General features: G+C 42.3%; 10 protein-coding genes. All 10 read right to left on the bottom strand.

What is annotated here, in order from left to right; translation table 11 throughout:
* Positions 1-301: 301 nt before the first annotated feature.
* The 10 genes from HMPREF0833_RS08845 to esaA are packed head-to-tail and all read right to left on the bottom strand — an operon-like array spanning position 302 to position 13,357.
* Positions 302-610, bottom strand: a complete 309-nt coding sequence (locus tag HMPREF0833_RS08845) for a DUF4176 domain-containing protein (RefSeq protein WP_013904572.1) — start codon at positions 608-610, stop codon at positions 302-304.
* Positions 603-1,487 carry a membrane protein gene (locus HMPREF0833_RS08840; protein ID WP_041818520.1) on the bottom strand — a complete coding sequence of 295 codons (885 nt, stop codon included), beginning with the start codon at positions 1,485-1,487 and terminating at the stop codon, positions 603-605. The genes HMPREF0833_RS08845 and HMPREF0833_RS08840 overlap by 8 nt, the downstream gene beginning before the upstream one ends.
* 5 nt (positions 1,488-1,492) lie before the next feature.
* A complete protein-coding gene (locus HMPREF0833_RS08835) occupies positions 1,493-3,205 on the bottom strand; it encodes a hypothetical protein (protein WP_013904570.1) in 1,713 nt (570 codons plus the stop codon).
* Position 3,206: 1 nt separating this feature from the next.
* Positions 3,207-3,563 (bottom strand): DUF3958 family protein, encoded by a 357-nt coding sequence (locus HMPREF0833_RS08830; protein WP_013904569.1) that lies wholly within the window; start codon positions 3,561-3,563, stop codon positions 3,207-3,209.
* The gene (locus HMPREF0833_RS08825; protein ID WP_013904568.1) at positions 3,563-3,916 is read right to left on the bottom strand and encodes a TIGR04197 family type VII secretion effector; all 354 of its coding nucleotides are present in this window, start codon (positions 3,914-3,916) and stop codon (positions 3,563-3,565) included. Before HMPREF0833_RS08825 ends, HMPREF0833_RS08830 begins: the two co-directional genes overlap by 1 nt.
* A gap of 12 nt (positions 3,917-3,928) precedes the next feature.
* A complete protein-coding gene (essC, locus tag HMPREF0833_RS08820) occupies positions 3,929-8,350 on the bottom strand; it encodes a type VII secretion protein EssC (RefSeq protein ID WP_013904567.1) in 4,422 nt (1,473 codons plus the stop codon).
* A 3-nt stretch (positions 8,351-8,353) separates the two neighbouring features.
* On the bottom strand, positions 8,354-9,643 hold the full coding sequence (gene essB, locus HMPREF0833_RS08815; RefSeq protein WP_013904566.1) for a type VII secretion protein EssB: 1,290 nt from the start codon (positions 9,641-9,643) through the stop codon (positions 8,354-8,356).
* Position 9,644: 1 nt separating this feature from the next.
* Positions 9,645-9,887 carry an EsaB/YukD family protein gene (locus tag HMPREF0833_RS08810; RefSeq protein WP_013904565.1) on the bottom strand — a complete coding sequence of 81 codons (243 nt, stop codon included), beginning with the start codon at positions 9,885-9,887 and terminating at the stop codon, positions 9,645-9,647.
* On the bottom strand, positions 9,888-10,343 hold the full coding sequence (gene essA / locus HMPREF0833_RS08805) for a type VII secretion protein EssA (RefSeq protein WP_013904564.1): 456 nt from the start codon (positions 10,341-10,343) through the stop codon (positions 9,888-9,890).
* Complete coding sequence (gene esaA / locus HMPREF0833_RS08800; RefSeq protein ID WP_013904563.1) at positions 10,340-13,357, bottom strand: type VII secretion protein EsaA; 3,018 nt, start codon at positions 13,355-13,357, stop codon at positions 10,340-10,342. The genes essA and esaA overlap by 4 nt, the downstream gene beginning before the upstream one ends.
* Between the last annotated feature and the right edge of the window lie 130 nt (positions 13,358-13,487).

Raw genomic sequence — 13,487 nt, 5'->3', positions numbered from 1 at the left:
GATAAAAAACCACCCAAAGGTGGTTAAAAGTATATTCTTCAAAACATAATTCTTTAACACTGAACAAAAGTATAGCCTCTCAAAATAATACTCGAAAAACTAGCTTGATACAGTGAATGATAGATCAAAGTAACTTTTTAGGTTAGGAAAAACTTGTGAAATAAATTTCCTATGGATGTGGTCACTTTAAAGTTCCTAAAATAATCTCATGACAGAAAATAATTTCCTTGTTTTCAGCTCAAAGATTCCATCCGAAACCTTTGAATCATGCAGACTTAGAGCCTTTCCCTCTCCACTCTCATTACTTGATCACTTTCCTAGGAACTGTGAGTGTTTTGGTCCAACTCTCATAAATTTCTAAAAATCGATCTTCTTCCTCATCTGAATAGCCTTCAAATACCACTTTGTCAATATTTTCATGTTGAAAGAAAATTGTCGATTCTGTTTGAAGACCTAATGGGTATAAGACACCCATGTAGTCAGCAAACATTTGTTCTCCAGTTTCCTCGTCGTCAAAAATGACTCCACGACCAACAATCATTAATTTCTGTGTCCCTTCTTGAAGATAGACAATGCTACCTAACGGTAATAATTCTTTTTTATTATTCATTTTTTAATAACTCCTTGTGTTTTTTAAAATATTTTTTTCCATACCACTCTTCGACAGTTTTCCCTTCCCACTCGCGGTATTCTTCAGGATATTTCCATTTGTAATAACCTTCTAAAAAGAAAGGAAACTCCATAAAAGCAAGCATTGCTAAGAATCCGATATCTAAGACGATCCATGTCAATAATAAAGCTAATAGGGTTAAATTTTGTGAAATTGCTACTCCTGAAAAGGATAAAACTCCTTTAATAATTACAGCAATACCCAATAAACCTGAACCATATAGAGCAATATTACGTGCTACTCTATCAAGTATAGTATCGCCACTTTTTTCACCAAAAATACGATTAGTCAAACTTCTTTTCTCAGAACGAATAAATAACAGCCCAATAATTAGTAGTAGAAAATAGATAAAATAAATACCTAATGGTTTCAAAGTTGGTAAAGCCACTGTTATTCCTAATAAATTAAATTCAATACAGAACCAAATTAAACAAGTTACAATATGAAATCGATATCTGTATGGACGGATAAATGGTTTTCGAAAAATTTTACCAATAAGAACAAGTGATAGCCATATAAAACAGCAAATCAGAAATAATTCAGGGGTCAACAGTGACGGCTTATGAACCGGCAAGGTTAGATCTTTAGGGTCTGCATCGCTCAAAGAAAAGGCGAATAAGGCAAGAAGAAAATTCCCTCCGAATACAAACAAAATACTAAAGAGAATACTTTTTATTCTAAAACCAATACTTGGTTTCCCATTATTTAAACCTTTCCCTAAATGTTCGTAATAATCTTTCTTAGCAAACTGTAGTGATACATCATCTAATAAATTCAAACTCTCTTCAAAACTAGCATAAAAAATAGATTTACTCATATCTCTCACCCAAATCCTAATGCCTTACCTATTCCACCAATTCCCTTAGATATAGCTCCTCCAAAATTTTTCAAAGCTTTACCCGCACCATCAATCATTTTCTTTGTCTCTTTTACAGGATTATCAAAGAATTTTGGATCTATCGCTTTAATAACTTGTATTCCACCGCCTATAAACCCACCAATAAATGCACCAGGTACTCCTCCAAAGGTCGCACCTATAGTTGCACCTTCCAATGGTCCAACACTGGCAACTGCTGAAAGCGCACCTTTCCCTGCAGCTTTTCCTAAATTTCCAGTCTTTCTATATTCTTCAGCTCCACTGGATATTGCAGTAATTCCAAGGTCTGCAAAGGTAAATACAGTTCCCGCTTTACCAAATAATTTAGCACCCTTTCCAAAAAACTTAGCACCTTTTCCAAATAATCCAGTTAATTTTTCACCTTCTCCTAAACCTTTAGTTATGTAATCTCCGAATGATTTTATACCTGTAATCTTTTGTAATCCTGATTTAACCAATGCTTTAAACGGACTTGACCATTTTTGTACTTTTTCCATTCCATCAGCAAAAAACTTGTATCCCTTAGATAAAGCTTTTCCAATTTTGAAATTTCCTAGCTCCCATTTTCCTAATTTACCAGGTACTTCACTCCATGCAACCATTGTGTCAAAAATTTTATTCGCAATTTTTGCACCTTTCGGACCTTTGTTCTCAAGATATGCTAAAATTTCCCACGCACCATCTGATTTCAAAAATGCCCCTGTTAATTTAGAAGGAGCTAAATCAGTTAACTGTTTCACTCTCTTAAACCAATCATTACTAGATATTGCACTTAAAACATCAAATAAACCAGTTTCATTATATTCGACACCGCTATCACCAAATATTTCAGCAATTGCCTTATCAAAAAGATACTGTTCAAGAGCACTTTCGACTACCTTTGGTAATTCCCTTCCATAACGTTTTTTATAAGCTTCCAAAGCTTTCACATCATCGTCAGATAGTTCCTTACCTTGATTTGCCTTCTCCAGAACCTTCTGATAATCTTCATCAATCTTGGCTTTCTTATCCCATTCGCCTTCGATACTCTTAGCCCAGTTCAACGTTTTTCCAGAATGTTTTGGGAAGGTCCCTCCAAAGCTCGCAAAATCTCCCTGTATCATATTCAATCCGGAAGCCAAGTTTTTCACCACAGTGTCCATGCTCTTAGCACCTTCTCCTGAGAAAACTTCATTGGAACTTCCCGCAAATAGATTCAGCTTGCGAAGTTTGTCCATCTTCTCATTTTTTTGAGATGTTAAACTATCCATGCGAGAAGATATATTTTGCAGGAGACTCTTATCCGCATGATCACTACTTTCCATAGCACGAAAAGTACCTCTAAGGCTACTAATACTACTTTCAAGGCTTTGGATTTCTCTTTCAAGTACGGCTGAATCCAGATCTTCTCCCCCAACTTCTGACCGATATTTTGAGGGGAGTTTGGGTACGGCTTCACTGAGGTACTCAGAATACATGATTGCCCCTTTAATCAGTGGCGTAATCACACTCACTCCATATTGTTTCCCAGAGTCATAAGCACTCCCTTGCAAGTCACCTGCTCCATTAAAGTTAGAGAGAGCTGTGACAGCTGAGTTATAGGCTGTTACCCTAGCTTTCCCAACGGAAGACATGGTCTGTCCTTGTGCATCCGATGATCCTAATACCATTTTGACCATATTACTTTTTCGACTCCTGTTCTATTAATAGTTTCTTTCTAGCGTGGTAGAGTTCATTTAATTGCTCATCCAGCTGATTTTCTTGCTTCTTAATATCCGCTCTTCGTCCTTCAGACCATTCTTCAACCATAGCTCCGATGCCTTCTACACTCACGATTAGATTTTCATAGACTTGGTAGTCTTTGGAAGATATAGGAAGCGTTAAGATCTGACGAAGAGGTTTTAAGCTTTGTCGATGTAGTTCCAACATTTCCTTCTCTGCTCGTTCCACTTTCCTTTTCTCTAGGTTCAGTTGATCGAGCGATTGAGCAATGTTTTTCTTCTTTTTATCGATCTCTTCTAAGGTGATTGGTTTCATTATTCCGCAAAATATCCTGAATTTGGTACAAACTCTCCACTCTCACTAGGAGCTGCACTGGTTTCTGGTAAATTAGATGTATTGGCATCGATGTTAGATGCGATATTACTATCCATGGCTACAAATTCTGCTGCAACCCCATGAATCAATTCTACAAAATCATTTAGTACACCACTAATTGAGACTGCATAGTTGGCTTCTTCTGGAATTTTCTGTGTTGCTGTACTATTTCCTGGATACTCACTCGATCCATCTAATGTGACGGTACTAGCTGATGTTATACTTCCTGATGCACTCGCTATTCCTGAAGCGATAGAACTTGCGACTTCTTCTCTACTCTGTATTGGTGTCATATAGTTACCTCCCTATCCATTCTTAGTGATTTTAAGTTTAATAGCTTGCTTGCGATCATGCAAGTAGATTTCATCTGAAGCAAGACGCGCTTCTCGATTATTATAAGGCTTATCAAGGAACATTTGATCCATCAATCTCATACCGATCATAAACCATTGAGCATTCCCTTTGAGATATTTCGGTACCTCATTGATGTTATTTCCAAGATAGGCATACTCGCTTCCTATTACAAAGTGCATACCTACTCGTGGTCCATTGTCAAATAGATAGCGTAGATCTTTTTCTGTGAGTCCTTGATCAACAATTGCCTTAATAGTTGGCATCATGATCAACCAGTCTGAATACAGATCTTTTTCAAGACGACGATCAACCTCATAGATTAATTGTTTAGCAATTTCAGAAATTTCCTGACTGCTACTAATATAAGTAGAAACTTTATCCTTATAAGCAACACATTCTTCCAATGGATCCACAAGCATAATATGTAATTTTGATCCAAATTGAAGTGCTGTATTTAACAAATGTTTTTGCTGATTTTCCAGTGATTCTGGAGAGTCCGCCATAAATACCAGATTTTTCATGCGATCAAATGGAATCTTGACCGTTTTGACCATTTCAAAGTCAAGTCCAATTGGAAATTCTAGATTTTCCATAGACTCTTTCACATCCTCACGTCCGTAGAAGGCTGCTTCTGTCAACTCATCTGGCACCATTGGGATGCCTGCTGGAGTGTGGCCTGTCCACATCTCTTTGAGACTTTGGACTTGGTCGCGGAGGTTGTTGATGATTTGGATATCATTGTCTCCAGCTACTGGTAGGGCAAACTGGACGACATCGACTTCGTCACGCTTCATGAGGGCGCGTCCCTTGATGTCTTCCATCGTGGCCGCAAGTGGGGTTGCTCCCACGATACCGCGGACTTCAGAGATATCATTTTGTGGCAAGGTCAGCTGGTGCTTGAAGTTTGAATAGAGCTGAGCCCGTAGGTTGTTCTGACGGCTAGCTGTGATGATCAGGTGCACACCGATGCTGAGACCTTCACGGGAGATCCGCATGAAGAGCTTGAAGAGGTCTGTCTCATAAGGCTCTTCCTTCATAGACTCATAGCTATCCATGAGGATGACCATGGTTGGCTCTTGCTTACCGGTCACTTCACGGTAGAGGGCGATGGTGCCGACACCATGCTCAGAGAGGAGTTTCTTGCGGCGATCCAACTCGCGGTTGATGATTCGGATAAATTTCTGGATTTTCTCTGTCTGATCGAGTAAGAGGCTATCGGCCACATGTGGCAATTGAGTCAAGGGTGCTAGACCATTAGTTCCAAAATCCAGCAGGTACATGGTCAGATTTTCTGGACTCTGTTTGCGAGCTAGATCCATAGCGGCAGTCTGGAGGAAAGTGGTCTTTCCTGTACCTGGACTTCCGTAAAGGAGGATATTCCCATCTTTTGACAGATCGATAGCGACTGCTTCTTGCTTTTGCGCTTGCGGGATATCGGCGACCCCGATCAGGACGCTTGGAGCTGTTCGTTTTTGCCAAGCCTCGATTGGCACGACCTTGTCCAACTCATCCAGCGTGATCCGCTCTTTGAGCGGTGGCAACCATGGTTGGGCCACAGCTGCGATGCCTTCTTGTTGGTGCAAATGGTTGATTTCTTGCACGATGACATCCAGTTCTGTTGGCACTTCTTTGATTTCTTCTGCCATATCCAGACCGGAGAGGTCTTGGTTGAGAACTTCGTATTGGCCCAGTTCATTGATCAAGTAGATGGTATGGTCTTCGATTCCTAGCTGGTCCTTCTCAGGCTGGTAGTCTGCTCCTGACCAAGCGGTTTGGAAGAGTTCATAGACTTCGTTATTTCCGACTTGGAGGTAGGCACGACCGGTCTGGGTGATCTCAGCCGCATCTGCCGTCCGCAGCATCTCCATGGAGTCACCACGGTCTGCCACCTTGAGGGCTAGCTTGAAGCGGGAGTTAGACCAGATCTGGTCATCCACGACCCCAGAAGGTTTTTGCGTCGCAAGGATCAAGTGCACCCCGAGGGAACGCCCGACACGCGCGATAGAGACCAACTCCTTGATGAAGTCTGGTTGGTTGACCTTGAGTTCGGCGAACTCATCACTAATCAAGAAGAGGTGAGGAAGCGGTTCGGTTGCTTCACCGAGTTTAAATTTCTTTTGGTATTGGTTGATATGGTTGACCCCATATTGGCCAAAGAGGCGCTCCCGACGATGGATCTCCGCATTGATAGAGGCTAGGGCCCGCATAGACTGGGCACCATCCAAGTTGGTGATGGTTCCAAGCAAGTGAGGCAGATCCTTGAAGAGGTTAGCCATTCCCCCACCCTTGTAGTCAATGAGGAGGAAAGCCACATCGTGTGGGTGGAAGTTGACGGCAAGGCTCAGGATATAAGACTGAATGGTTTCAGACTTACCAGAACCGGTTGTCCCTGCGATCAAGCCGTGTGGTCCATGGGCTTTTTCATGGAGATTGAGATAGACCAAATCATCCTTCCCACGCAGACCGATCGGCACGGCCAAACTTTGGTAAGGGGCATGACTCTCCCAACGACTCAAGACCTTGAGATCATTAAAAGTTTCCGCCTGGTACATTTCAAGGAAGGTCACCGAGTCTGGAATTGAGCTCTTGAGCTGTTGGATATGCTTAAGAGGCGCAAGGCCACGCGAGATGGCTTCCTTGTCATAGCCTTCAGGGAAGTGGTCCAATTGGAAGTCGAGCTCGCGAAGAACCCCTTCTTGCAAGAGCAATTGCCCTTGGTTGCGGTCCTTGATGGAGATAACCGTTTGGATATTTTCAGAAAGAGATGAGAGCACGTCTGCCACATAGATAATGGAGCAGCCGAGCTCTGTCGGATCCTCACGGAAGAACTCCATGATGACATGGTCCAAAATCAAGGTTTCATCAGTGATGAGGACCACATAGTGAGGGTGGAAGATCTTGGTATCATTGGCTTTTTCTTCCTCTTTTTGCGCCTTGCGGAGCTTGAGGATCTGGTTGAGACTGTTCAAGACCTGATCGCGTGTCCGCTGATTGTAGACAAAGCTACGGACATTCATATCTTGCAGGGTCGCATGAGGCAACCAGCGCATCCAATCCCAGCTTTCTTTTTCTTCTTCTGGAATGATCGGAATAATAGTCAGATCATGGTATGAGTGAAAGACAGCCAATTGGGCAACGAGGAGTTGCAACTGTTCTAGCACGATGGGACGAGGGCCGACGTACCCTACAGGTCCCCGATTAAGGCTGGCTACAATCGGAAGATTGTCGATCTTTTGATGAGCTTGGAACAGAGCATAGCCTTCTTCTTCCAAGGCATCTTTCTTCCCACTACGCTCTTCCTGACCATATTTGAGCTCATAGCTGGTTGGAACCTTACCCAAGCCCAAACGATAGGCCAAAAAGTCAAAATGAAGCGGTGTTTTTTCGTAGATCCGCGAGTCATAGCGTTTGACCATATTTGTCAAGTCTTCAATTGCTGGGAAATGGTAAAACATGCCTTCTCTCTGCTTCCGAGATAGCTGTTCCAAGTCCTTGGCCTTGTCCTTGAGATAGAGATGGTAGAGTTCCACGCGCTCTTTCTTGTCTTCTTTGTATTTCTTACGATTCTTGAAGAAGCCTTGGACTGAAAAGATCACACTGACCACAGACATGGATACCGTCGCGATGATATAGAGACCCCGCGGTTGGAAAATGGTGATCAAGAGGGTCACCCCAACCATGATGAGGGGTGGCATGATCAACTTCAAGAGTTCATCTGATGGCTTTTGAGGCTCCGCTCCCGGAGGATTGATCAAGATCTTGTCTTCCGAACTCCGGTAGATGATCCGCGGAGACCGGTGGTACTCTGGATAGTCCTTGTAAAAGTCATAGCGTGAATGCAAGCGTCGCACCAGATAAGGACTCACTTCGACAGCCCCTTCCACACCAAATTCTTCTGGATAGAGCTTAAAGGTCACATCTCCAATGGCCAGCTCATCCCCAAAGGCCAGTGGAAAAGTCGCTTCACTGACGAGTTTATGGTTATGGTAGAGTTTTCCAGATAAAAGCTGGCAAGCCCAAGTCTGGTCTTTTTTCACAAGAAGAAAGCGCACTGGATAGTGCAAGCGCACATCCGCACCCTTTTCATCTGCTACGAGAATCTCTTCCTTGTCTAACAGTTCATAGGTATGGACTTCTCCTGTCGCCAAGTAGCAGACTACATCTCCAAGAATCTTACTATTTTCAAGCACGCCCTTGTCTTCACCATACTGGTAGAAGATTTCCCCTTGACTCCATTGGAAATGAAGGGGATGTTCTTGCGAAGCCAGAGTCAACTGAGCTGTTTCTTGATTCGATACGGTCGCTGTTTTTCCCTCTTCTAGCGCTAGCTCATAGCGAAAACCTTTTTTATAGAGTATGATACGTTTTTTCATAGACTACTCCTTATGTTCGCTAGACTTAGTCGAGCTTGCAGTTGTAGAAGACGAGCTTTCTGTTGAGGAGCCTTCTGTAGACGAAGCCCTTGTTGAGCTGCTAGTGGAAGCTTTGGTTTCATCTGTCTCTGCTTCCAAGAGTTTAGAGCGGGCATCCCAGTATTTCTTGTATTCGCCCTCGAGCTCAGAGAGTTTCTTCTCGCGCTGTTCACCAGAGAGTTTTTCGCTATCACGTGTCGCCTTGATTTCTTTACGAAGGGCATAGATGATCAAGTCTGAATCGTCGATCCGTTTGGCTGTATCCAGCGCTTGGGTAAAGTCATGACGACCGATATAGATCCAGTAGTGGAGATAGAGACTGTCTGACTTGAGCGTGACGTTATTGAGGATGACCTTCTTTTGGTCTTCTGAGAAATTCAAGCCTTGCAAATAAGACGTCGCCAACTCATATTTCTGTGTCGTTGGAAGACTGCTTGGAGCGATCCCTTCCAACTCATCGATGACGCCAGTGTAGTCTACCTTGAGATAGGCTGTATCCGCTTGAAGCAACTTTTCTTTAAAGGGTGCTTGGAAAAAGACCAAATAGATCAAAGGCAAGAGCAAGAGGGCCACTACAGCTGAAAGCCATACGGTTGCCAACTTAAAGATTCGGTGTTGACGGCTGGAAACCAAGGTCAAGGTCTTTTCTTCCTCTTCCTTGCGTTCTTGGTAGGCTTTCTCTAAGAGAGCTTTCATCTCTTCTAAGCTAGCGGCATCACGGATTTCCACCAAGAAATCTGGTAGATCTTCTAATTCGAGCGTGCCTTGATAGAGCTCCATGAAATCCCAGTCCCCAAAAAGAGTGACAGCATAGCACTTAGCCTGGCGCAAGAATTCGACCTGATCCCACTTACGTGGCACCATCATTCCTGGAACCCCGCGGTAAGCGATTTTGACTTGCGCATCCTTGGTCACAAACAAATTGATGGGATGCAACATAAAGGTCACCGGAAGCTCCAAGACCGGCGCCAAATCCAAGACATTGATAGCTAGACGCAGACGGTCTGAAACCGGTAATTCTTGAATTTCTTCAGCACTCAAGCCTAGCGCATCTGTCTGATAGGTCAGATGAATCTGGTCTTGATCAGCTGTCATGCTCTGCTCTAAAAACAAGGGATGATGGAGATCCAAAATCCATAAATTGCGTAAATCCTGGCTATCCACTTCTGAACGCTTGAGGTCCAGCCGCCAGCTCGTTTCTTCTTTTTCAAAACGGAAGACTTGTTCTTCCAGTGTAAATTGTTCTTCTTTCACCTTACCACTCCTCAATCTCGATCAGATCACCACTTGTGATCGGATACTCTTGTACCACCTTGCCTTCATCCAGCAAGATTCCTTTATTTACCACGCGCAACTGATACTTGCTTCTAGGCTCCATGGCAGACCCAAAGATCTGATCCAATTCCCTAATCAAGCGTCGCACCTCCATCCGCGTCGGGATTCGGAGGTCATGGCTTGCACCATTCATACGGAAGGTGACATTGATATGTTGCTCCATTTAGGCCTCTTTTCTATAGATTCGATAGGAAATATAGCCAGCAATTCCAAAGAGAAGGGCACTCCAAGCCAGCATTTGCAAGGCTGGAATAAAATCCGACAAACTGGCCGAATTGTCCTCCACATTGGACTCGAATTTAGATAATTTTTGATTTTCAGGCTGGAACAGATCCGCTTCAGGCTCTGTTTTTTTCTTTCCCTTTATAGCAGAAAACAACTGGCCGTCTGAATCGGTCAATTGTTTCTCTTGCTTGCGTTTTTCATCTGCTAATTTTTTCTGATCCTTCTCATTGAAAAGAGACTCAGTGGCATCCAATTGGCCACCAAGTGTCTTTTCCTCTTCTGTCTCAAGACGTGAGTTGTTGACCTGCAGACGATTATCAATAAAATCATCTGCAGAAACAACAGCTACTGGCAAGAGACTAAGGACAAAGAGAAGATACATCATTTTTTTCATAAGTTTGATTCAATTTCCTTTGTTTGAGTAAACTTCTTTGGAAGGAAGATGTTGGCAACAGTCAAAAGGCCGAAGAAAACCAACAATCCAAAGAAGACGGTAAATCCAGCTGTTTGTCCATCAAAGTAACCCGCAAACTGTCCTTCTAGAATAGAGAGGAGGTTAATATTTTTCACAAATGCTGGAAGGCCCGACAAGGTCGCAGTCGTTCCGATCGCACTTGATAAGTAGACATAGCTGATCAACATGAAGAAGGCCAGTCCCATTCCAATCACACGGAAGTGTTTCAAGAGAAGGTATTGCAGTTGTACCAATACAAATCCCGCCAATACTGCTAGTAATACCCACGAAGGAACATATTCACGACCAACAGAGAGTTGGATACTTGAAATCATTCCGATCACAAGTCCAAGGATGAGGGAAAGTCCTACAAGGACACCGACAGTTAAGAGATCCGATTCTTGCAAACGATCCAATTTGAAACGGTCTTTCACCTTGCGAATAATTGGTTGCGTCGCAAAGAGATAAGCTGTAAAGAGGCTCAAGACTTCCAACATAAAGATCCAGATAAATGGACGGTAGACATTGATGGTCGCTTTCACAGAAGAAGATTTCTCTGCAACTGGATTTGACAAGAAGTCAAGCAAGACTTCATTTGGTACTCCATTTTCATAGGCATTGTTGAAGACTTTACGGAACGCTTCGACGAAGTTCCCATTTTCAGACAATTCCTTATCAAATTCACTCATCAAACTCTCTGCATTACTAGACAATTTCTCCGTGGTACCTTGCGCTCGTTGTAATTCCTTGTTCAATTGATTAAAGATTTCATTGGTTGAATTTGCGGCATCTACATTACTACGCGAAGAGGTCTTTACCCCTTCAGTTGAGCTCAACAATGATGTATATTCCGAACCAAGAGCCGACAAGTCCACGTCCGTCTTAGTTTGAGCAAGGTTGCTTGATTCTTGAGCATTCGAGATGCTCTCTAAGCGTTTTTGGAGATCTGCATATTGTTGCAGTTGATCATTGATATTTTTAGTCAACTCGTTGTTACTATTTTCAATCTCTTCAAGGTTACGTTGCAACTGTGGACCTAAATCTTGCAATCGTTGGAGAGTACCATCTAGCTGTGCTTTGACACTCTTAGTTTCGTCCCCTGATTCATCTTTTTCAATGCTTGTGCGATAATCTTTGATATTGTTTACAACAGCTGTCTTCACAATATCAGTCAAGGCATCAGTCAAATCGATATCTTCAATTGGATCATAGATTGAATGACGTTCTCCTTTGCTATCTTTTGGATAGTAAGCATTCATCAACGTTTGCGCATGCTGATAAGCTAAGGCAATTTTACTTGCTTCACTTGCATAACTTGCGACAGCTTTTTTCAAGTCTTCTGCTGACACAGTTACATTAGTTGAAACAACACCATTCACAATAATTTTTATCTCTGAAGGACTTGGAATTGGAGCCCCATCTTCACTGAATTGAATGGCTATTTCTTTATCATCCTGAATCGTCACTTCCTGCTCAGCCCCACCAGCGTAAGATTTGCCGTCATAGGTCCAAGAGTCTATTTTAATCCCTGCAGGAGCTAGAATACTAACCTTCTGTTTCCCGGCTTTTGCATTGAGGATGTTCGCGATAACGGTTGATTTGGCATCCACTTCCTGCGCTAATTTCTTCAAATTATCCGCGCTTCCTTTTGGGGTTCCCAGGGAAGCTGCAAAACTTCCATCAAAATCAATCGCTGTATCAAGATTTCCATACTTATTCAGATCGAAACTTTTTAAATCCAAACCTGGAAGTGCTTCAATCGCAGTTTGAATCTCCTCATCAGCAGCCTTACGTGCCTTGCTAATCACTTCAATACTTGACTTACCTAATAAGGTTCGAAGGGTAACCTTCTCTCCTTCCTTTAGACCATAGTAGCCCAAGAGTTTCTCTTTCACAGAAGTGTCGATGTTCTTTTCATGATCTTCTAACTTTTGACGCTCCGCTTTTATGCCTTTTTCTAGATCTGCAACACGATCATTAACATCTTTGGTTAAACCTGCATAAGTCTTCGTTCCTGAAGCATCACCCTCAACTGGTTGGTTTAATTGCTTCGTAAGATTTTCTTGATTCAGTTGAAGATTCTTGTATAATTCCTTCGTATTTTCGCTGAGAACAGATTGGTTCATAGACATCAGTTGATTCATGAAGTCTTCGTAACTAATCTTATCTTCAGAGCGTTGTTTTACAAGAGCATCAAAATTTTGACCATACTGATTCTGGGATTGAGTCAATTGATCAAAAGCCTGCGTATATGATTCCAGTACCGTCTTTAAGGCATTATTGGATTCCACCGATGACGTGGACAAGCTATAGAGACTCGGGAAAATATTCTTCGAATCCAAAGCTGAGTCCAACAAATTGCTACGATAAGAACCAATATTCGTTGATTGAATTTTGTTACTCGTCTCCACATTTTTCTGAGCTGTATAAAGGTTGCTCAAAATGCTGACCATATACATATCTACCAACTGGCTTCTCAAGTCCGAAACAATATCCTTGGCTACTTTATTTGCTTCATTTTCAACCTGTGAATTTCCGGCAGCGTTGACCTTATAAGTGACTGTAGTCTTTTCCGCGTTGACTGCATTCACTTCAAGAACTTTCTCTGAAAAGTCACTTGGAATAACGATCATCAATTGGTATTTTCCATCTGCAAGACCAGATTCAGCAGCTCCACGTGGCAGTACAGACCAGCTTTGTGAATTATCTCGCTCGATATTTTTTACATAACTGGCACCAAGATTGTATTCTTTACCATTCAGCTTAACCGCTTGGTCTTCATTGACAACTGCAATATTGAGCTTGGTGTTTTCTGTTGTCTGTACGGTTTTAGCTTCATTTTGTTTTTGATCCTTTTGAACAGTCGTATAGAGACCGACCACAGCCCCCATCAAAAGGAGAACAACAGCACTCTGACCAATGTATTTTAACCATTTTTTATTTTTAACTTCCATACCTTTTCCTTTTTCTAATCATAAATACAAAATAGGGGTTAGGGATGGATGGACCTAACCCCTATTTTCTATATATCAAAAGACAAAAGGGTGATCTACCTACGAGAAGTAAGATCACCTCCAAGACTAT

The sequence above is a fragment of the Streptococcus parasanguinis ATCC 15912 genome, from assembly GCF_000164675.2.
Lineage (GTDB): Bacteria > Bacillota > Bacilli > Lactobacillales > Streptococcaceae > Streptococcus > Streptococcus parasanguinis.
Note: the sequence above shows the minus strand (reverse complement) of the source record. Positions and strands in the feature narration are given on the sequence as shown.

Coding starts and splice junctions, on each gene's coding strand:
- HMPREF0833_RS08825 (WP_013904568.1), bottom strand. CDS start 3,916: ATGACACCAATACAGAGTAGAGAAGAAGTCGCAAGTTCTATCGCTTCA.
- essC (WP_013904567.1), bottom strand. CDS start 8,350: ATGAAAAAACGTATCATACTCTATAAAAAAGGTTTTCGCTATGAGCTA.
- HMPREF0833_RS08840 (WP_041818520.1), bottom strand. CDS start 1,487: ATGAGTAAATCTATTTTTTATGCTAGTTTTGAAGAGAGTTTGAATTTA.
- HMPREF0833_RS08810 (WP_013904565.1), bottom strand. CDS start 9,887: ATGGAGCAACATATCAATGTCACCTTCCGTATGAATGGTGCAAGCCAT.
- HMPREF0833_RS08830 (WP_013904569.1), bottom strand. CDS start 3,563: ATGAAACCAATCACCTTAGAAGAGATCGATAAAAAGAAGAAAAACATT.
- HMPREF0833_RS08845 (WP_013904572.1), bottom strand. CDS start 610: ATGAATAATAAAAAAGAATTATTACCGTTAGGTAGCATTGTCTATCTT.
- essA (WP_013904564.1), bottom strand. CDS start 10,343: ATGAAAAAAATGATGTATCTTCTCTTTGTCCTTAGTCTCTTGCCAGTA.
- HMPREF0833_RS08835 (WP_013904570.1), bottom strand. CDS start 3,205: ATGGTCAAAATGGTATTAGGATCATCGGATGCACAAGGACAGACCATG.
- esaA (WP_013904563.1), bottom strand. CDS start 13,357: ATGGAAGTTAAAAATAAAAAATGGTTAAAATACATTGGTCAGAGTGCT.